Here is a 19400-nt window from a genome sequence, read left to right on the forward strand (position 1 = left end):
GCAGCGCTGGCGCGCTGCATAGTGACGCCCTCCGCTTCGCTTCGGGCGTGGCTCCGCTGACGCTCCGCCAGATTCCCCCGCAAGCGGGGGAATCGAATTCCGCAAGCGGAATTCTGAGTGCATGTCAATTCGCGCAGCGCGAATTGAGGGAATCCCGCAAGCGGGATTCCTGAGGCTGGCAGTAAGGGGTGGGTGCATCGCGCGCGGGACTGTGTAGGGCTTGGGATTCCCAGTCACCACCTCTGTAACGGATGTGACGGGTCGTCGGCCTGACGGAGTGCCGGCCTCGTTTGTAGTGACGGGTTCCGCTGCGCTCCACCCTGAACCCCTCCCCCCACTGTCTAACCTGTCCCGACGTGTTCACCAATGGCCTGTCAGCATACAGGGCAACCGGCCGTTCGTGAGTGAGATTGAGTCACTGTGCCACCTTCGGGTGCGAAGTTGGTGTGCGAGTGATGCATCACGAGTCGTGACTGTGTAGAGTCTGGGATCAGATGCTACACCCCTACCGTCGCGCACCTTGCGCCTTGGATTCCAATTGTTATTACGCGCCGCATTCCGCGAAATGGAGAGCACGGGGCATGGCCGTGAAGTTGCGTGATCACCAGATCGAGGCCGTTGCCGCTATTGTGCGGGGTCTTGATGTTCCGCCGGGTGGTATTCCCTGGAATGGTCTTCGTGGGCAGGTGCACGCGGCGTGTGGGACGGGGAAGACCATCATGGCTGCCGCGTCGGCGAGGCGGCTTGTGCCCAGGGGGCGTGTGCTCGTGCTGGTGCCGACGCTGGATCTTTTGGCGCAGACGGTGAGGGCGTGGCACGAGGCTGGACACAAGGGGCCGGCGGTGACGGTGTGTTCGCTCCAGGACGATCCGGGGCTGTGGTCGTTGAAGGTGCGCTCCACGACGAACCCGATCCAGTTGGCGCTGTGGCACGGGCAGGGGCCGGTGACCATCTACGCGACGTACGCCAGCTTGGGTGTCCTGGCGGAGGCTTTCGAGGGTGTCTACGGTCAGAAGCTTGATCCAGTAGACCTTGCGGTGGTTGATGAGGCGCACCGGACAAGTGGCTCAATGGGGAAGGCGTGGGCGGACATCCACGACCAGAGCGTCATCCCGGCCTACCGGCGGCTGTACCTGACGGCGACGCCGCGGATCTGGGAGGAGCGGCTGAACCGCGAGGTTACGGAAGGGGTGCGGGATCCGCTGCCGCGTGAGATGGCGGCGTCCATGGACGACGAGAGGGTCTTCGGGCCGGTCCTGTACAAGCTCTCGCTCGCCTCTGCCGTTTCCCGGGGCTTGTTGGCGCGGTACCAGATCATCGTCCTGGAGCTGAAGGACCCGGTCGTCACGCCGGAGCGGCTGATGGGCGAGGAGCGGCACAGCGAGGAGGTCCGCGGTCAGCGGCTCGGGGCGCTGCAGGCCGCGTTGCTGCACACGATGGCGCAGCACGACCTGTCGACGTGCATCACCTTCCACCACCGCACCATCGAGGCGCAGGCGTACGCCGAGGGCCTGGAGCGCGTCGCGGCGAAGCTGCACGCCGACCAGCCCGAGACATACCCGAAGCGGATCTGGGCCAACTGGCTGTGCGGCGAGCACGTCCCCGAACGCCGGCGGGAAGTCCTCGGCTCGTTCGGGACCACGGCGCAGCGGGCCGTGCTCTCCAACTGTCGGGTCCTGGGCGAGGGTGTCGATATTCGAAGCGTGGATTCAGTCGCCCTCCTGGACCCCAAGGGCGCGCCGCACGACATCGTCCAGGCCATCGGCCGGGCGCTCCGGCAAAAACCCGGGCAGGGCAAGCTCGCCTCTCTGATCGTGCCGGTATTTCTCCAGCCGGGCGAGCAGCCGGAGGACATGTTCACCTCGGGGTCGTATCGCCCTTTGGTGAAGGTATTGGAAGGTCTACGGGCTCACGACGAAGAGGCCGTGGAGTTGCTTGCGATTCCGCAGGAGCCGCAGAAAGACGTCGCGCAGCCGTCCGTGAACATCGGTGTCGCGCCGGAGGAGGGCGAGGAAGAATCCCGGCTGCTGCTCCGTTTCGCCGCCCCCAGGGATCCGGTGATGGTCGCGGACTGGGTGTCCTTCAACGTCATCGACACCGAACGCCAGGACTGGGCCCGCGGCTGGGCCGCACTCAAAAAATTCACCGAACGGGAGCGGCACGCCCGCGTGCCCTACGGACACCGCGAGGGCGCGACACCGCTTGGACAATGGGTCGCGGAACAACGACGGGCCTACGGGGCGGGGCAGATGACCGGCCAGCGCGCGAGGCGACTCGAGCAGTTGGGCATGGTGTGGTCCCTGGCCGATGAGCGGTTCCAGGAGAACCTGGAAGCCGCGAAGGCCTACTACGACCAGCACTGGACGCTGTGCGCGCCCCGGCCCGCGACCATGCTCGACCGGCCGTTGGGGATGTGGCTCGCGAATTTGAGGCGGCCAGGTGCACTCGACGGACACCCTGAGTGGAAGGCGGCGCTGGAGGCCGTGGACGAGGACTGGAACCCGGAGTGGCCGGCGGAGTGGCAGCGGCACTACGCCGCGCTGCGCGAGCTCGTACGCGACGAAGACGGACAGGCCGACGTCCTGCCCGGCCTCACCGTCCACGGCATGGACATCGGGAAATGGCTGGCCCGACAGCGGAAACCGGCAGTCTGGCAGGCCCTGACCGACGGACAGCGCGAGCGCCTGGAGCAGCTCGGCATCACACCGCTCGCCCCGGAGCCGGAGGAGCCCGCAAGGGCTTCTACGACGTTCGAGCGGGGCGTCGCGGCCCTCGCGCAGTACAGAGCCCGCACCGGCACCGTGACCGTCCCACGCGGGCACACAGAGTGGCTGGAAGACGGAACCGAGGTCCGACTCGGGGTATGGCGCAGCAACATGCGCAGCAGGCGAGACTCGCTGCCCGATACGCGGCGCCAGCTGCTCGCGGACCTCGGTCTGTTCGACTGAGGGATGGCTCAGTGGCTGGTCGACGCGCTGCGTGGCGGGGGGCTGCTGGACGGGACTTCTGATCGCAGAGTTCTGTCTACGTCCCCGCTTCGCTCAGGAAACCGGCTCGGGAACGTCACCCGGCTTGACCGGCACGATCTCGACACGTGTGCAGCCCACAGCTTTGAGTTCGGTGCGGCGACACTTCGCCGACCGTTTGTCGTACCTGCCGGCCGACGCCTGCGGGGCACCGTCAGGGTCGGTCCACAGCAGACCGTAGTGCTGCATCACGCTCGTCATGGCGATCACACTTCCCCTCCCCCGACGGCCATAAGCACGCTGCGCGAAGCTCACCGCCGGCAAACTCACCGCACCCGCCGCGCTGGAATGGGCGCAGAAAGGTTAAGGAGTGGGATAAGTTTGTGGTTAAGGACTGCCTGGAGCAAGGGTGCAGGGTCATGCCATCCGAGGAAGAGCTGTTCGCGTCCGTTGACGCTCTGCTGAACGAGGAGCCGCACCTGCCGCCACCGGCGGAGCGTGCCCGGCTGCGTGAGGCCGCCGGCATCACGCAGGCCCGCCTGGCGGCCGCGTTGAAGACGACGACCCAGTCGGTGAAGAACTGGGAGAACGGCCGCAGCGAGCCGAAGTCGCCGCGCCTGGATGCCTACCAGCGGCTGCTGAACGGGTGGGCGGCGAAGTACCCCGCCCCCGGCACAGCTCCGACAGCTCCGGTTGCCGCGACCGTGCCTGCGGCGTCTGCCGAACCGGGTGCGTCCAGGGCGGAGACGGCAGATGCCCCGGCCCCGCAGGCTTCCGCCGTTCCGGCTGCGGCGCCGGCACGCCCCGCCACCCCCCGGCCCGCCACCGCATCGCGGCGTCCGGCCACGAAGAGGGCGGCGCAGCCGGCAGCAGATCCGCGCTTCCCGCACGGCCCGCTCGCGGTCCTGGACGGTGACGGCTGCGCGTACGGCACGGGCGGGATCGTGCTGGACTGCCCGGCGGCCACCGTTCCGGAGTTGGTGGAGTGGACGCTGCGCGAGTCCGGCCTCGGTGCCGCGAAGCTCAACCGCTACGGCAAGGACTCCGACCCGCTGATCGTCCTCACCGCCGCAGCCGCCGTGAAACTCGGACTGCCCGAGCGCCTGGAAGGCCACGAACAGCGCCGCTCCCTGCGCCTTCCCGAGGATCACCCGGTGGTCAAACAGGTGGTGAAGGCGAAGTGGCGGCTCACCCAGCGCGGGTTCGGCCCGTGGGCAAGGATCTACCGCAAGGCCCAGGGCCGCGACCGGCAGTGCGTGCAGCTCGCGATCCTGTCCTGGGACGCGCTCGATGAGCGGTCCTGGCCCGGGGTGGCGGAGATGGAGCCGGCCGACGTCGCCCGCGTCCTCGGCGTGTACGCGACCCGGGTCATCACCCCGCGCGGCTCCACAGCCGTATCGGGCCTTGAGCTGATGACCGCGCTGCGCCCGCCCACCCGCGCGGTGCGCGACGAGGCGAGCGGGAACTGGGTGCCCGGCCACAACCCCGGCAGCCTTGGCACCGAGCCGATGGACCCGGCGCCGCCGGAGGCCACCCCCGAGCACCCGGTCGTCGTGGACAGCGGCTGGAGCGGCGGGTTCTTGAACGAGGAGGCGTACCAGTGGGTGCGGCCGGTGGACCTGCTGAGCGATGAGGAGTGCACACTGCCCTTCGCGGTCGGCCTGGACCTGAACACGGCGTTCCTCGCCGCCGCGGCCCGCCTGGTCGTCGGCCTGTCCGGCCCCGACCACTTCCACGCCCCGACGTTCAACCCGAAGATCCCCGGGAGCTGGCTGGTCGACCTGTCCCACGTCGAGGTGGACCCGCGCCTGCCCTCACCGTTCACCCCGGACGGCACCCGGCCGACCGGACCTGCCTGGTACCAGACACACACCGTCGCCTACGCCCAGGAACTCGGCCACAACGTCCAGCCCCTGGAGGGGTACCTGCGCCGCGAGACCGGCGCCTACCTGGACCCGTGGCACGACCGCCTCAAGGAGGCGTACATCGACACCCTCGCCGACCTCGGCGTCACCAAGGAACTCACGGACGTGCAGTTCCTGGCGGCGATGGAGCGGCACAAGGACACCGACCCGGCCATGGCGGCGGTGCTGGCCGCCATCAAGGCCACCGTCAAGGGCGGCATCGGCAAACTGCGCGAACGCCCCCAGGGCAAGAAATACAAGGAGGGCGAACGGTGGCCGGCCCTCCAACGCCCCACCTGGCGCCCCGACATCCGCGCCGCCGTCATCTCCAAAGCACGGGTCAACATGCACCGCAAACTGCGCAACATGGCCACGATGACGGGGCTGTACCCGCTCGCCGTACTCTCCGACTGCGTCGTCTACCCCTCGCCAGGGGAGAGCCCGCTGGACTTCCTGCCCTACGCCGCATCGGGCAAGCCCCAGCCCGGCGGGTTCCGCCTCGGACCCACCCCCGGCCTGGCCAAGCTCGAAGGCGTCCAGTCGATGCTCTGGGCGGTCGACCTCATGGAACAGGGCCACAACCCCGCCCGCCACATCAAGGGCGGCGACGCCGTCCACGACGAAGGAGAGTAGGCCAGTGCCCGACACCGGCCCGACGCACACGACCCGGACCCCGCCGGCCGACACGAGCGGCCAGGCCCCCACCGTCGAGAAGGGCTGAGCCGTGGCAGAGATCGACGACGCCATCGAACGCGCCGACCGGGAAGCCTTCACCCGCCAGCCGCCCAAGACACTCAAAGGGCAGATCGGCTACCTGATCAAGCAGCTCAAGACGACCCGGGCTGTCGCTGAGGAGATCGGGGTCAGCCAGCGGTCGGTGGAGCGCTACCGCAAGGGCGAACGCAAGCACCCGCCACGCGCCATCGCCGAACGGATCGACGCTGCCGTACGGACCCGCTGGCAGCCCCAGGTCCGCAAGCGCCGACAGAAGCAGGCCGCCACCGCGACCGGGATCACCGTGGAGACCCGGGCCCGGTTCGGGTACACCGCACCCGTCGGCACCACCGACGACGGAAGATTCCGGCGCCTGACGGTGCACCTCCCCCCGGCGTACGCACAACGCCTGTTCGACGCCCGCAACACAGGCGCCAGCGACCAACAGATGCGCGGGATCATCGCCGAGGGATTCAAAGAGATCTACTTCCAAGACGGCGGAACCCGCGCCACAGGACTCTCCGACGTCACCCTCAACGACATCGACTACCTCGACCTCGACTACTGACGTGACGCTGGCCGCAGGCCAACACCTGCTTTGTGACTCAGCGGCGGACGAGGGCGGCAAGTTGGGAGGTGGCCTCTAGCCTTGTGCAGTCGGCCCTCGGAACCCGGCCAGCCCGCCGGACGCGAGCCACCCAGGCAGGGGCCCGCAGGCTGGTTGTGAGGCGCGTGGGGGGCTGGCACTGAGCAGGAGCAGGAAACGGCATCGGGGGTGTGGTGTGGCAGCGGGCGTGTTGCGGACCGTGCCGCTGGCCGGGGAGCTGACCGCATCGTTGATCAGCCGTGTGGCGGCCCGCTACGGTCTCCCGACCGCCGGTGTGCTGCGGCTGTGGACATGCCGCAACTCTCCCGCCCGGCACGACGGCGGCGGTGCGCGGGCGGACGCGGAGGTCGTCCTCAACGGGGCCGGGCGGGGTGTGCTCGCCGAGCTGTGCAGGGTGGAGCCCAAGGTACTGGCGCGCGCTTTGCCTGCCTTCACCATGGACGACCCCAAGATCAGCACCGGCCGGGAGGCCGGGGTGGCACAGGCACGGTGGCGGGCGGCGGGCACGATGGCGGGTCCGGCCGCGTTCGGCTGCCGGCTGTGCACCGCGCGGCGCACCGGGCAGGCACTGCGAGCGGTGCGCTACCTGCCACGCTGGCATCGGGTCTGCCATAAGCACGGGCGCTGGCTGCTGGACGCGGACGCCGATCAGCCGCTGGAACACCTCGATCTGCGCCTGTCCCTCCCCTCGTAGCGTGAAGACCGTGACTGCAGGGGAAGTTGGGAGTCATGGCGGAGAAGCGACGGAAGTTCGATCCGGAGTTCCGTGAAGGTGCGGTACGGATCGTGACGGAGACCGGGAAGCCGATTGCCGAGGTCGCCAAGGATCTGGGCATCAACGAGACCACGCTGGCCAGCTGGGTCTCGCGCGCTCGCCGGGCAGGGACGGCGCCGGCCGGCGGGAGTGACGAGCTGGAGCGGTTGCGGCGGGAGAATGCCCAGCTCAAGCGGGACAACAAGGAACTGGTCATGGAGCGCGATGTCCTCAAACGCTGCATGGTCCCGTGGGTGAAGTAGCCGTGGCGGACCCGTCCCAAGTGGTCGGGGTGATCAGCGACTTCAGGACCGAGCACGGTATTTCGCACCGAGTCTCGTGCCGCGCCCTGGGCGTGAGCGAGTCGTGGTTCTACAAGCACCGCACCCGTCGGCCAACCCGGCGTGAAGTACGCCGTCGGCAGCTGGCCGAGGCGGTACGGGAGGAGTTCATCGATTCCGGTGGCACCTACGGCTCGCCGAAGATCTGGATCCAGCTGGTGCGGCAGGGCTGGCGGGTCTCGGTGAACACCATCGCCAAGCTCATGGCCGAACTCGGCCTGGTCGCCCGCAAGGTCAGCCACCGGCGCGGACTGACCCGGCCGGGAAGACGACCGGCCGCCCCGGACTTCGTCAACCGGGACTTCACCGCCGAAGCGCCCGACCTGGTGTGGTGCGGGGACATGACGGAGATCGAGACCGGCGAGGGCAAGGTGTATCTATAAGTTACGTGGAATCACGCTGACGGATGGACCTTACGGCCGGGGCGGTACGACGGTGCCAGTGTCGCGTTGAACGTGTCCGTGACGGTGTTGTCGGAGAAGTGGCCGGTCCTGGGGCGGCATGAGCGGGCGGCCGAGTGGCTGCAGATCTGGTCGGATCTGGGGCGGGCGCCTCGGACGATCGACGCCTATGCCCGGGGACTGGGTGAGTTCCTGCTGGTCTGTGAGCGGGAGGGGATCGCCCCGGAGGCGGCCAGTCGCGTCCATGTTGCCGCGTTCGTACGGGAGTTGAGGACACGACCGAGTCGCGGTGGTGCGAACGTTCTGGCCCTGGACTCGGGAGCGGGCCTGTCCAACGCCACCCTGCAGCAGCGGCTCGTGCCGGTGCGGCTGTTCTTTGACTTCCTCGTCGAGGAGGGCGTGCGGGAGTCGAATCCGGTGGGCCGCGGCCGCTACACCCCCGGCCGGACCGGTGGCGGGACGGCGCGGGGGCTGGTGCCGCGGATGGTGAAGCTGCCCTGGATCCCGTCGGAGGACGAGTGGTTGCGGATCTTGGAGGTCTTCCGGGCCGAGCCGGTGCGCAACCGGCTGATGCTGGCTCTCGCCTACGACTCGGCGCTTCGCCGCGAGGAGTTGTGCTCGCTGCGGACCGACGACATCGATCCGGCCCACCGCACACTGCGGGTGCGGGCGGAAACGACCAAGACGCGTCAGGAACGGGTGGTGCCCTACTCGGCGTCCACCGGCGTGCTGCTCGGCGAGTATCTGCGGCACCGTGCTTCGTTGTCGCGGGCGCGGGGGCCGTTGTTCCTGTCGGAGTCGCGGCGCAACGCGGCCCAGCCACTGACCTTGTGGACGTGGTCCAAGGTCGTACGCCGGATCGCGCTCACCGCGGAGGTGACACGGTTTTCCACGCACACCACGCGGCACCTGTGTCTGACGGATCTGGCCCGGATGGGCTGGGAGGTGCACGCGATCGCCTCGTTCGCCGGACATCGCAGCACCGAGTCGACCCTGCGTTACATCCACCTCTCGGGCCGGGAGCTCTCCGCCCGACTGAACGCCTCGATGTCGCATCTGCACGCCTGGCGGGTCGAGACACTCACCACTGCGGGAAGGTCCCCGTGGTGATCCCGTCCCAGGTCAGGCCGCTGATCTCGACACCCGAGGTGGGGACGCAGCGGCTGAGGGTGTTCGCGCTGGACGGCTTCGACTGCCGTCCGCAGCTGCTCGGCCGGGAGCGGGATGCGCTGGCGGCCATGGACCTGCGGGCCTTGCGCCGGCAGCGGGCTCACGGCGGGATTCCGCGTCGGACCGCCGTGCACTGGAGGGCCCTGACCCGGCTGGTGGACCCTCTCGACCAGGCCCGCGGCGTCCTGCACCACGACGGTGAGGTCAGCCACCGCCGGGCCGGAGCCCAGGCCGTGGCGATCGTACTGGCCAACTGCCGCACCCTGGACCGTTCTTGGTGGGGGTGGACGCCCTGGGACTGGGCCGGGCTGTGTTCCACCGGCAGTACCGCGTTCCGCACAGCCCAGCCACTGCCGACGGACACCGCAACCCGCCCGTTCCTGATCGCCCTGGCCCATCTCCTCGGCGGCTTCACCGACTACCAGCACCTGGGCTACTTCAACCGGTTCTACCTGGCCGAGCTGCTGTTCGGGCCACAGATGCTGCAGACGGCGATGGCCGAGGTCGCGAAGGTCTCGGAGGGCTGGGGCTACCGCAGCCAGAGCCGCGAGGATGGCCGCTACCGGCTGCCCGGAGTGCTGGCCCAGGCGCTGCTGATCAACCGCAGCCCCCGCCTCGAGGACTTGACCACCGAGGCGTTCGCCCGCCTGCAGGCCCACCCGGCCACCGGCCCCCGCTATGCCTCCGGGTTCTACGCACTGCAGAAGGTCCTGGCCGATCTCGGGCACTGCCGGGTCCCGGTCCGACCCGGCTTCAACCACGCTCCGGGCCTGGCCGGAGTGCCCGAGCCGTGGGCCGGCTATCTGCAACGCTGGTACGACACCTCCACGCTCACCACGGCCGTTCGCAACAACATCCGTACGAACATGGCCAAGACCGGCCGCTGGCTGGCTGCCGAACATCCCGACGCCGTCGATCCGGCCCACTGGACGCGGTCGACCTGCGCGAACTGGGTCGCCGCAGTCGACAAGATGGCCGTCGGAGACTACGTCCAGCGCACCGACCACCTCCACGAGCGTCTCGGCGACCCGATCGCCCCACGCACCAAATCCCACATCCTGATGGGCACCCGCACGTTCCTGCGCGACCTGCAGGAATGGGAATGGATCCCCAGGCGTTTCGACACGAACCGAGCCCTGGCGGTGCCCCGCACGATCGCCGCCCTGATCTCCACCGACCCTCGCGTCATCGCCGACGAGGTCTGGGCGAAACTGCTGTGGGCCGGACTCAACCTCCAGGCCAGCGACCTCCCCGGCACCTCAGCGGGCAGCTACTACCCCCTGGAACTGATCCGCGCTCTCGCTCTGACCTGGCTCTTCTCCGGCCTGCGCAGCGACGAGATCTCCCGGCTCCGGGTCGGCTGCGTCCGCTGGCAGCACGACGGACACCCCATCGACGGTGCCTCCCGTGAGGTCCTGGCCGAACAGGCTGTCTGCCTCCTCGATGTCCCCGTGAACAAGACCAGTACGGCGTTCACCAAGCCCGTCGACCCGATCGTCGGCCAGGCCATCGAAGCCTGGCAGGCCCAGCGGCCCACCCAGCCCAAGCGCCTCGACGCCAAGACCAACGAGCGCGTTGACCTGCTCTTCTCCGTCCGGGCCCACCCCGTCGCGAAGAACTACATCAACCGCACCCTGATCCCCTCGCTCTGCGAGAAGGCCGGAGTGCCCACCGCCGACGTCCGCGGCAACATCACCAGTCACCGGGCACGCTCCACCATCGCCAGCCAGCTCTACAACGCCAAGGAGCCGATGACGCTCTTCGAACTGCAGGCATGGCTCGGGCACCGCAGCCCGACCAGCACCCAGCATTACGCGAAGATCACACCGAACACGCTGACCAGGGCATACACCGAGGCCGGATACTTCTCCCGGAACCTGCGGACCATCGAGGTCCTCGTCGACCGCGACGCGGTCGCCTCGGGCGCCGCCGCAGGCGGCGAGCCCTGGCAGCACTACGATCTCGGCCACGGCTACTGCACCTACAGCTTCTTCGAGCAGTGCCAGCACCGCATGGCCTGCGCACGCTGTGACTTCTACACGCCCAAGGACTCCAGCCGGGCTCAACTCCTGGAAGCCAAAGCCAACTTGCAGCGGATACTCGTCTCCATCCCGCTCACCGATGACGAACGCGCCGCCGTCGACGACGGCCAGGCAGCCCTCGACTCCCTCCTCGACCGGCTCGCCGACACCCCCACACCCGCCGGCCCGAGCCCCCGCGAGCTGAGCGGACCCATCACCGCCCAACTGCTACCGATCATCGAAGTCCGGCAAAGCTCCCAGAACTGAAGTCGCAGGTCACAGATTCCACAGAATGGCCACGGTCATCGATCTGTTCTCCCGCCGCCTGCTCGGCTACGCGATGGGAGAGCGGCACGACGCGGGCCTAGTCGTGGCCGCCCTGCACATGGCCGCAGCCACCCGCGGCGGAAACGTGCGGGGCGTCATCTTCCACACGGACCGCGGCAGCGAGGGTGGATTCAACTGGTCGTCGCAACACTTTGATCTCGGAGGTGTGCGACGTGGCCACGGCGGACTGGAGTTTGAAGACCAGCGATGTTCCGGAGGGTCGGCGTCGGCAGTGGCGCGCTGATCGTGCGTTGCGGCCGGCGATGCGTTCGCCGGGGCGGCCTGATCCGTCTCGAGTCGTGCAGCGCCAGTTCTGGCGGCTGATCGCCACGGGGGTCACGACGGTGGAGGCGTCGTTGGCGGTCGGCGTGTCGTGGCCGGTGGGTGCGAGGTGGTTTCGTCACGCTGGCGGCATGCCTCCGATCTCGTTGGCCGAGCCCACGGGCCGGTACCTCGCGTTCGAGGAGCGCGAGGAGATCGCGATCCTCAGGGCGATGAACAAGGGCGTGCGCGAGATCGCCCGCGCCCTGGGGCGTGACCCCGGAACGATCTCTCGCGAACTGCGCCGCAACGCCGCCACGCGCGGCGGCAAGCAGGAGTACCGCGCGACGGTCGCCCAGTGGAAAGCACAGCAGGCCGCCAAGCGCCCGAGGACCGCGAAGCTCACAGGCAACGACAGGTTGCGTGAGTACGTGCAGGACCGGCTCGTCGGCAGTGTCCGCCGCCCCGACAACACGATCGTCGCCGGGCCCAGGACGCCCGCATGGAAAGGGCTGAACAAGCCGCACCGGCAGGACAGACGATGGGCGACGGCATGGAGCCCGGAGCAGATTTCGCACCGTCTCCATGTCGACTTCCCCGATGATGAGTCCATGCGCATCAGCCACGAAGCGATCTACCAGGCGCTGTTCATCGAGGGCCGTGGCGCGCTCAAGCGGGAACTGGTCACGTGTCTGCGCACCGGCCGGGCGCTGCGGACTCCCCGTGCACGGTCACAGAACAAACCGCAGGGGCATGTCACCGCGGACGTCATCCTCAGCGAACGCCCCGCCGAGGCCGCAGACCGCGCGGTCCCCGGACACTGGGAAGGCGATTTGATCATCGGGACGGGTCGCTCCGCGATCGGCACGCTGGTCGAGCGCAGCAGCCGCTCCACGCTCCTGGTGCACCTGCCCCGGCTCGAGGGCTGGGGCGAGAATCCGCCCGTGAAGAACGGCACCTCACTCGGGGGCTATGGCGCGATCGCGATGAACGCGGCGCTCACGACGTCGATGACGCAGCTGCCCGAGCAGCTACGCAAAACCCTCACCTGGGACCGCGGAAAGGAACTCTCCGGCCACGCCCAGTTCGCCATCGATACCGGGACGAAGGTGTTCTTCGCCGATCCCCACTCACCCTGGCAACGACCGACGAACGAGAACACGAACGGGCTGCTGCGTCAGTACTTCCCGAAGGGCACCGATCTGTCCCGGTGGTCGTCCACGGACCTCGAAGCCGTCGCCATGGCGATCAACAACCGGCCCCGCAAGACCCTCGGCTGGCGGACACCCGCCGAGGTCTTCGAAGAGCAGCTACGCTCGCTGCAACAGCCCGGTGTTGCAACGACTGGTTGAACTCGCCGAGTACGCCTCGCGGAGGTTCCGCCGGTCCTGCCGCAAGCTGGGCGTTTTCCAGTCCATGGGCCGGGTCGGATCTTGTTTCGACAACGCCGTCAGCGAGGCGTTCAGCTGGATCCAGCCGCGACGCATGCTGTGGCCGGTGATGCGGCGGACGGCGGCGCGGGCGGAACGCATCCTCGCGCGCCAGGTCTTGAGGATGGCGTTGGCTTTTCGGCGGTGGGTGCGGCGTCGGTGGCCGCGAGCGCCTCCTGGCCCGGGCGGCGGCGGCGCGCTCCGTACTCTCCAGTCAGCGTCACCGCACCAGTGATCATCCACGGGGCGGTGAAGGACATCACCGTCGAGGTGGTCCGACGCAACCCCGACGACGAAGGCAAGGGCTTCGTCCCGCAACCGAAGCGGTGGGTGGTCGAGCAGGTCAACGGCACCCTCATGCTGCACCGGGGCCTCGCCCGCAACTACGATCACCGACCCGACATCGCGGCCTACCGGGTCTACTGGGCCTCCACCGCCGGCATGCTCCGCCGCCTCACCACCCCTACCCCCACCGGGCGGGACGACGTGGAGCCGGCCGCGTGAACGCCAGCGAACTCCTGCGGCTGCTGCAGACCGAACACGATGAGACCGCAGCCCGCGCCGACAACCTGCGCGAGCAGATCGATCGGCTCACCACCGCCCTCGCCGAGACCGAAGCCCGCCTGGCCGAGCTCGCCGCCTGTCAACGGTCACGAAATTCTCCGCTTTCGGCCGGTTCCGCGTCACGAGATTCCCCGCCTTCGTGGTCACGGTTCCCCATGGGGACGGCGGTCGCGGACCTGTGCGCCATGCAGTCGTCGTTGGGGCGGGCAGCCGTCTCCTGCTGGCGATCGGACTGCCCACACCGGCGGAGGGCACCCGAAGCACCCCCGGTTGGTGTGCGGGCGGTGCTCTCACGGGTGCTGTGGCGTGGCCCGCAGTCCTTCGAGGAGTGCGGCCAAGTAGCGGTGTGCGGTGTCGAGCCGGTCGGCAGGTGTGCCGCCATGGACGTTGACGGAGTAGGCGATGCCGCACATGAGCGGGACGAGGTCGGTGGCGGCCAGGTCACGTCGAACCGCCCCGGCGTCGCGCGCCCGGTCGAGGAGTGCGGTGCCGACCGACTGAAGCGTCTCTTTGAGTTCCGTGGTGCGCGGCAAGGTGTCGGTGGCTGCGGCGGCGACCGGGGCCAGGGACGCGTCCGTGACCTGCGCTTCGACGGTGCGGAACAAGAAGGCTTCGAGCGCGCGCCGGGGATCGGTGTCGGCCAGCGCCTGCCGGCCGTGGGCGGCCAGGGCTTCCAGGCAGGGAGTGGCGACGGTCTCCAGCAGCGCCTCGGGGGTGGCGAAGTGGCGGTAGACAGTGCCGACTCCGAGTCCGGCGCGGCCGGCGACGTCGTTCAGTTGCAGGGGTGTGCCCTGGTCGACGAGGGCACGGGCGACAGCGACGATCCGGTCCCAGTTGCGGGCCGCGTCCTTGCGAAGGGGCGTCGTCATGGGGGACATGCTAATCGGATGACCCATCCGGATGATGTCGCCGCCGGTACCCGTGCCGCTCGGCGGGTCAGGTTGTCGTGAGGGGCGCGTGCCGTTCGCTGAGCCGGCGCACGTCCTGGGCGACGCGGGGGTCTGTGGCTGCGCGCAGAGGTTTCACCGGGTGGGTCTGGGCTCCGATGACGATGCCGGTCCGGCCCGTAAGGGTGGCGTCGGTGGCGGCGACGATCGAGGGCCGGGCAGCCAGGGACGCCGGACCCGAAGTAGAGCGTTCGAACTTGCGGCGTACCAGCGGCCAGAGCAGCCGCAGGGCTGGTGAGACGATCTTCGGATCGGTCATGGTGCCGTTGGTCATGTCGGTTGCGGCGCCTCCGGGGTCGGCGGCGAAGACAGAGACGGCCGTGCCTTGGAGCCGGGTGGCAAGGTCGAGCGTGTAGGCGAGGTTGGCGAGCTTGGCGCGGCCATACCAATGGAAGCCGTAGTAGCCGCCGGGCGGCTCAACGGTGTCGAAGGACCGCTTCGCAAGCCCGACTGCACTCGATGTCACGTTCACGATCCTGCTGGGGGTGTCGGCCGTCAGCGTGGGCAGTAGCAGTTCCGTCAGCAGGTACGGCGAGAGGTGGTTGACGAGGAACGACGCTTCGATCCCGTCCAGGGTCTGTGGCTGCGAGAACATCGCGCCGACGTTGTTGACCAGCGCGGTCAGGGGGTCGCCAGAAGTGGCATGTTCGGCGGCGATCTGGTCAGCGAGCGCGCGCACCTGGTCGAGCGAGCCGAGGTCGGCGGGCAGGAACCGCGCGGGATGGGACGGGTTCATCGCGTTGATTCGGTCGACCGCCTGAGCACCCCTGTCGGCGTTGCGTCCGACCACGGTGACGAAGAACCCGGCGTCGGCCAGCCCCAGGGCTGTCTCCAGTCCGATACCGGCTGTCCCCGCCGTGACCACGGCTGTCTTCTTCGTCATGTGCCCCTCCACCCGGTTATGCGGATAGCTCATCCGTTTACCGGGGACCGTAACACGCAATCGGATAAGCTATCCACTTATGTTTCCGGGCCGCGAAACAGGGCTGCAGGACGGCATGAAGCCGCTCCGATCCGAGCACGCCGGACGACCTGGGTGCCCGCCCATCGACCTGGCGGCCTACCAGCTCCACCACAACGGGCACCGGCCCCACCAGGCCCGCGACCAGCTACCACCCGACGCCCGCGAAAAGCCCGCCACCGTGCACGACCTCGACACCCGCAAAGTCCTGCACACCCGGATCACCGGTGGCCTCATCAACGAGTACGACGGATATACCGCGTGACGTGCAGCCACGACTTTTCGAGCGGCACAGGCGCCGGGGACCCTGCGAGGACGGGCTGACGACACCGAATCTCGCACCCCAGTAGTGGTTACCGAGGTTTTTATTCCGTTTTCGGTGGTGGCAGATGGTGATCCCTGTGGTGAGCGGCTGAGGCCGGGCCTTGTCGGACCCGCGTGGCCCGTGTCCAACTCCGGGGTCAGGGCCCTCTCCGTCAGCCTCCTCCCATCAGCCTGCGATCGCCCGCAAGATCGGCTGGCCGAGTGCGCCAAGCCAGCCCGCGAGCGCTCCGAGCGGCCCGATCAGCCCGGTGCCGGCCGTGACCAGCGCACCCGCCGAGGACAGCAGCCGGGTGATCCGGCCGAGCCGGCCCGCCACTGCCTCCCGGTCCGGCTCCGGCCGGGCGACCTCCTCGTCCAGCGAGTCCAGCTCGGCCCGCACCTCGGGCTCGATTGCCGGCGGCAGCGCCGTCCGCTCGATCGACGCCCTCAGTTCCCGGACCAGGCCGCGCACCTCCTGCCCGCCCGCCGTGAAGACGGCCGACTGGCCACCGTGAACGGTCTGGTTCCCGGCGACGTTGTTGACCACGCCGCCCTGCTGGTTGCCAATGTTGAAGGCCATGGCTCCCCATCTCCTCACCGCTGCCGCCAGGACGCCTGCCGCTCGGCATCCTCGAAGCGGCGGCGCCGGGACGTCGTCACGATGTGCAGAACGATCCCGATGACCGTCAGAACCGTCCCGATAGCCGCCATCGCGAACCCGACCGCCCCTACCGGCACCCCGGCCACCTTCGGTCCGAGCAGCTCCGGGGAAGAGTCGAAGGTCGAACTCCCCGACGAAATATCGTCGTTGGTCCCGGAAACGAATCGAATGATCACCCAGCCGTAGATCCCGCCCCCGACCAGAAAGAGCAGGAAGCCGAGCATGATCAGGTGTCGCGCCCTGGTACGGGTCGCGGCGATCTCCCTGAAAAAGCTCTCGCGCTGCGCCTGCTGAACGTAGTTGTACTGGTCCCCGGCGACATTGCTCAGCCGGTCGGCCTGCTGCTCCCCGATGTCGAACCGCCGCTCGCCGCCGGGCGGCGTACGGCCGGCCTCGCGCGGTGCCTGGCGGCCCGGCGGGCCGGAGGGCGGCGGCCCTGCGGCGGGAGCGCCGTGAGGCGTGGGCCCGGGCTCGGGGGCGGGGCCCCAGCCCGGCATGGTGTCCGAGGTACCGCCCGGGGTGCCGCCGGCTCCGGGCTTCGGGGCCTGAACGGTCCGGTCGGCGGAGCGCAGCTCTTCGTAATGCACCTCTAAGGGACCAAAATCCAGCACGTCACCCGAGTGCAGCACCTGCTGCCCGAGCACCGGGTGACCGTTCAGCATGGTGCCGTTGGTGGAGGCGAGATCCTCGACGGTGGTCCGGCCCGAGGCCCGCCACACCACCGCGTGCCGTCGGCTGACGCCCGGATCGCCCACCTGGATCTGGCAGTCGGAGTCCCGCCCGACCAGCATCGGCTGGTCGTCGAGGACGAAGACCCGGCCGCGCAGCCGGTCCGGGCGGTCGACCACGAGGTGCGGTAGGTCGCGCTCTCGCGGAGGAGGGTCCATGGCACGACCTCCTGCCTTGGCGAAGCATCCGGCGTCGGGCGAAACGATTCGGTCGCCTGTTCCGGTGATCCTCACCTTCCAGTAAAGGCCGATCGGCCCCGTCCTGCCACAGCATCCGGACGGCCGGAACTCGGCAGTGCGTTCGGCCGCCGTCCCCTCGGCCCGCAGCCCTCCGATCCCGACGGGCTGGTCTCCGCGACTCCGGCCCGTGCCCGTCCGGGCCGCCCGCCTCTCAGCGATCCACGGCGCCTTGATCCAGGACGCCGCAGCACCGCCGTGATCGCGCCGAAGGCTAGGCCGCGGGTCAGGTCACCGACTGTGCTGCCTGTCCGCTCGCCTCGGCCCGCTCGCCAGGCAGCCACGTCGGCGTCGGTGATCCGGTACAGCACCAGCGCCACAAGCAGCGTGAGGCGGATACCGGGCCGCTTGGCCTCCGGCACGTCGGCTGGGGCCGCCCCGGCCGGGTCCCCGCCCCATCGCTGGAAGCCGATGCTCTCCCACAGCGCGGCGATCTTCTTCTTCGCCTGGCGCCGGTACGCCTAGGTGAGCTGCTCGCGGTCCTCGAGGTATTCGCCCATGGCCGGGTACGCCCCACCGCGCAACAGCCGCCGGATCGCCTCGGCCGCCAGGATCAGTCCTGGTCCGAAGCCCCTCCATGCCTTGTCGAGATGGACACGGTCGAGGATCAGCAGATCACCGACGGGATGAGTGACCGCCTTCTCGAACGCGGCACTGTAGCCCGTGCGTCCGGACCGGCCGAGGACAGCTGAAGCGATGACCTCGAGATCGCCAGATTCGGCATCCATGCAGTGGTCCTTCGTGGATTTGTCAGATCGGTAACCAGCGCAGCCGGGCGGGGGCGCTTTCGCCGGAGCGGATGGAGCAGTTGTCCGCCATCGGTATGCGCTGGGTTCAGGCCGGTCCGGTGCGGTCGACGGGTGAGGGGGCGCCTGGTGTGGAAGGCCTGGTGCGGGAGGGGTGAGGTCGCGTGTGGCATCGGGTCGGCCGCTTTCGGTGGTGTCGGTGAGATGGGTGCGGAAAGGCGACACAAGGTGTCGGGTATGGGGGTGAGGATGGTGTCACCGGTTGGCGTCGATGGCGGACGTGGGCCGGCCGTACAGAGAGAAAAGGACTTTCATGGGATTGACGCCCGACACATCGACACCGGACCTCCGCGGAAAGATCGCGCTGGTTGCGGGGGGCACGCGGGGCGCCGGGCGGGGCATCGCCGTCCAGCTCGGGGCGGCGGGTGCGACGGTCTATGTCACCGGCCGTACGACTGCGGAACGGCGTTCGGAGTATGACCGGGCCGAGACGTTCGAGGAGACCGCGGAACTCGTCAGTGCCGCGGGCGGAACCGGTATCGCGGTGGCGACCGACCACCTGGTGCCGGAGCAGGTCCGTGCGTTGGCCGAGCGCATTGGCGCCGAGCAGGGGCGGCTTGATGTGCTGGTCAACAATGTCTGGGGTGGTGAGCGGCTGTTCGAGTTCGAGAAGCCGGTGTGGGAGCACGACCTCGACAACGGGCTGCGGCTGCTGCGGCTGGGGGTGGAGACCCATGCGATCACCAGCCACTTCCTGCTGCCTCTGCTGGTGCGGCAACCGGGTGGTCTCGTGGTGGAGATGACCGATGGCACGTCCGCGTACAACGGGGTGAACTATCGCAACTCGTACTTCTATGACTTGGTCAAGAACAGTGTGCTGCGTATGGCGTTCGTGCTCGCTCACGAGCTGAAGCCGCATGGTGGAACGGCGGTGGCGCTGAGTCCGGGCTGGCTGCGTTCGGAGATGATGCTCGACGCGTTCGGTGTTGCTGAGGACAACTGGCGGGACGCGTTGGCCACGGTGCCGCACTTCTGCATCTCGGAGAGTCCGGCGTATGTCGGGCGTGCGGTCGCGGCGTTGGCCGGTGATGTTGATGTCGCTCGTTGGAACGGTCAGTCGCTGTCGAGCGGGCAGCTCGCCCAGGAGTACGGCTTCACCGACCTCGATGGTTCGCGTCCGGACTGCTGGCGCTACCTGGTCGAGGTCGACGACGCCGGTAAGCCCGCGGATGCGACCGGGTATCGGTGAGGGGCGGACCGTCGGCGGGCCGCGGTGACCATGCTGCGGCCCGCCGGCGGTGCCTGCGCGGTCGTGGCCGGGTGAGCCCTTGTGCCTGTGGGGGCGGGCGCGGTCTTC

General features: G+C 69.0%; 17 protein-coding genes and 2 pseudogenes. 13 read left to right on the top strand and 6 right to left on the bottom strand.

Features of this window, described 5'->3' with window-relative positions; translation table 11 throughout:
* Positions 1–581: 581 nt before the first annotated feature.
* Entirely contained in the window at positions 582–2948 is a 2367-nt protein-coding gene (locus OG272_RS00005) for a Helicase associated domain protein (protein WP_328222102.1), read from the top strand.
* A gap of 93 nt (positions 2949–3041) precedes the next feature.
* Here OG272_RS00005 and OG272_RS00010 read toward each other — a convergent pair whose 3' ends face one another.
* Positions 3042–3227 (bottom strand): hypothetical protein, encoded by a 186-nt coding sequence (locus OG272_RS00010; protein ID WP_327726184.1) that lies wholly within the window; start codon positions 3225–3227, stop codon positions 3042–3044.
* A gap of 158 nt (positions 3228–3385) precedes the next feature.
* Here OG272_RS00010 and tap point away from each other — a divergent pair, with 158 nt between their 5' ends.
* The 10 genes and pseudogenes from tap to OG272_RS00060 form a co-directional block, all read left to right on the top strand.
* Positions 3386–5503, top strand: a complete 2118-nt coding sequence (gene tap / locus OG272_RS00015; RefSeq protein WP_327726185.1) for a telomere-associated protein Tap — start codon at positions 3386–3388, stop codon at positions 5501–5503.
* Positions 5504–5594: 91 nt separating this feature from the next.
* Positions 5595–6152, top strand: coding sequence for a telomere-protecting terminal protein Tpg (tpg, locus tag OG272_RS00020; RefSeq protein WP_327726186.1), 558 nt, complete (start codon positions 5595–5597; stop codon positions 6150–6152).
* 214 nt (positions 6153–6366) lie between these two features.
* On the top strand, positions 6367–6885 hold the full coding sequence (locus OG272_RS00025; protein WP_327726187.1) for a TniQ family protein: 519 nt from the start codon (positions 6367–6369) through the stop codon (positions 6883–6885).
* Positions 6886–6920: 35 nt separating this feature from the next.
* Complete coding sequence (locus OG272_RS00030) at positions 6921–7208, top strand: transposase (RefSeq protein ID WP_327726189.1); 288 nt, start codon at positions 6921–6923, stop codon at positions 7206–7208.
* Between the two features lie 92 nt (positions 7209–7300).
* Positions 7301–7669: an IS3 family transposase gene (locus OG272_RS00035; RefSeq protein WP_405892061.1), complete on the top strand. Its 369-nt coding sequence runs from the start codon at positions 7301–7303 to the stop codon at positions 7667–7669.
* 72 nt (positions 7670–7741) lie between these two features.
* Positions 7742–8797: a tyrosine-type recombinase/integrase gene (locus OG272_RS00040; RefSeq protein ID WP_405895966.1), complete on the top strand. Its 1056-nt coding sequence runs from the start codon at positions 7742–7744 to the stop codon at positions 8795–8797.
* Positions 8791–11145: a tyrosine-type recombinase/integrase gene (locus OG272_RS00045; RefSeq protein ID WP_405892062.1), complete on the top strand. Its 2355-nt coding sequence runs from the start codon at positions 8791–8793 to the stop codon at positions 11143–11145. The genes OG272_RS00040 and OG272_RS00045 overlap by 7 nt, the downstream gene beginning before the upstream one ends.
* A 19-nt stretch (positions 11146–11164) precedes the next feature.
* Positions 11165–11449, top strand: a pseudogene (locus tag OG272_RS00050) (DDE-type integrase/transposase/recombinase); the annotation flags it as partial.
* Between the two features lie 169 nt (positions 11450–11618).
* Positions 11619–12818 (top strand): IS30 family transposase, encoded by a 1200-nt coding sequence (locus tag OG272_RS00055; RefSeq protein ID WP_327726190.1) that lies wholly within the window; start codon positions 11619–11621, stop codon positions 12816–12818.
* Positions 12819–13127: 309 nt separating this feature from the next.
* Positions 13128–13400 (top strand): annotated as a pseudogene (locus tag OG272_RS00060) (IS5/IS1182 family transposase); the annotation flags it as partial.
* A gap of 350 nt (positions 13401–13750) precedes the next feature.
* Here the strand turns inward: OG272_RS00060 and OG272_RS00065 are convergent.
* A complete protein-coding gene (locus OG272_RS00065) occupies positions 13751–14329 on the bottom strand; it encodes a TetR/AcrR family transcriptional regulator (protein ID WP_327726191.1) in 579 nt (192 codons plus the stop codon).
* Between the two features lie 67 nt (positions 14330–14396).
* Positions 14397–15290, bottom strand: a complete 894-nt coding sequence (locus OG272_RS00070) for an SDR family NAD(P)-dependent oxidoreductase (RefSeq protein WP_327750275.1) — start codon at positions 15288–15290, stop codon at positions 14397–14399.
* A 115-nt stretch (positions 15291–15405) separates the two neighbouring features.
* Here OG272_RS00070 and OG272_RS00075 point away from each other — a divergent pair, with 115 nt between their 5' ends.
* On the top strand, positions 15406–15633 hold the full coding sequence (locus OG272_RS00075; protein ID WP_327726193.1) for a hypothetical protein: 228 nt from the start codon (positions 15406–15408) through the stop codon (positions 15631–15633).
* A 225-nt stretch (positions 15634–15858) separates the two neighbouring features.
* On the opposite strand, the gene OG272_RS00080 is transcribed toward OG272_RS00075, so the two are convergent.
* The 3 genes from OG272_RS00080 to OG272_RS00090 all read right to left on the bottom strand — a co-directional run bounded on the left by OG272_RS00080 (position 15859) and on the right by OG272_RS00090 (position 18025).
* Positions 15859–16251, bottom strand: a complete 393-nt coding sequence (locus OG272_RS00080) for a hypothetical protein (RefSeq protein ID WP_326585361.1) — start codon at positions 16249–16251, stop codon at positions 15859–15861.
* Positions 16252–16265: 14 nt separating this feature from the next.
* Positions 16266–17219: an FHA domain-containing protein gene (locus OG272_RS00085; protein WP_327726194.1), complete on the bottom strand. Its 954-nt coding sequence runs from the start codon at positions 17217–17219 to the stop codon at positions 16266–16268.
* Between the two features lie 539 nt (positions 17220–17758).
* Entirely contained in the window at positions 17759–18025 is a 267-nt protein-coding gene (locus OG272_RS00090) for a hypothetical protein (protein ID WP_327726195.1), read from the bottom strand.
* 331 nt (positions 18026–18356) lie between these two features.
* Here OG272_RS00090 and OG272_RS00095 point away from each other — a divergent pair, with 331 nt between their 5' ends.
* Positions 18357–19292, top strand: a complete 936-nt coding sequence (locus OG272_RS00095) for an SDR family oxidoreductase (protein ID WP_326585358.1) — start codon at positions 18357–18359, stop codon at positions 19290–19292.
* Positions 19293–19400 lie beyond the last annotated feature (108 nt).

The organism is Streptomyces sp. NBC_00104 (assembly GCF_045160825.1).
GTDB lineage: Bacteria > Actinomycetota > Actinomycetes > Streptomycetales > Streptomycetaceae > Streptomyces.

What these genes read in the sequence shown, in the direction of transcription:
- OG272_RS00005 (WP_328222102.1), top strand. Translation starts at nt 582, where the DNA reads ATGGCCGTGAAGTTGCGTGATCACCAGATCGAGGCCGTTGCCGCTATT.
- OG272_RS00055 (WP_327726190.1), top strand. Translation starts at nt 11,619, where the DNA reads ATGCCTCCGATCTCGTTGGCCGAGCCCACGGGCCGGTACCTCGCGTTC.
- OG272_RS00095 (WP_326585358.1), top strand. Translation starts at nt 18,357, where the DNA reads ATGGGATTGACGCCCGACACATCGACACCGGACCTCCGCGGAAAGATC.
- OG272_RS00010 (WP_327726184.1), bottom strand. Translation starts at nt 3,227, where the DNA reads ATGACGAGCGTGATGCAGCACTACGGTCTGCTGTGGACCGACCCTGAC.
- OG272_RS00080 (WP_326585361.1), bottom strand. Translation starts at nt 16,251, where the DNA reads ATGGCCTTCAACATTGGCAACCAGCAGGGCGGCGTGGTCAACAACGTC.
- OG272_RS00090 (WP_327726195.1), bottom strand. Translation starts at nt 18,025, where the DNA reads ATGGATGCCGAATCTGGCGATCTCGAGGTCATCGCTTCAGCTGTCCTC.
- tap (WP_327726185.1), top strand. Translation starts at nt 3,386, where the DNA reads ATGCCATCCGAGGAAGAGCTGTTCGCGTCCGTTGACGCTCTGCTGAAC.
- OG272_RS00075 (WP_327726193.1), top strand. Translation starts at nt 15,406, where the DNA reads ATGAAGCCGCTCCGATCCGAGCACGCCGGACGACCTGGGTGCCCGCCC.
- OG272_RS00065 (WP_327726191.1), bottom strand. Translation starts at nt 14,329, where the DNA reads ATGACGACGCCCCTTCGCAAGGACGCGGCCCGCAACTGGGACCGGATC.
- OG272_RS00070 (WP_327750275.1), bottom strand. Translation starts at nt 15,290, where the DNA reads ATGACGAAGAAGACAGCCGTGGTCACGGCGGGGACAGCCGGTATCGGA.
- OG272_RS00030 (WP_327726189.1), top strand. Translation starts at nt 6,921, where the DNA reads ATGGCGGAGAAGCGACGGAAGTTCGATCCGGAGTTCCGTGAAGGTGCG.
- OG272_RS00085 (WP_327726194.1), bottom strand. Translation starts at nt 17,219, where the DNA reads ATGGACCCTCCTCCGCGAGAGCGCGACCTACCGCACCTCGTGGTCGAC.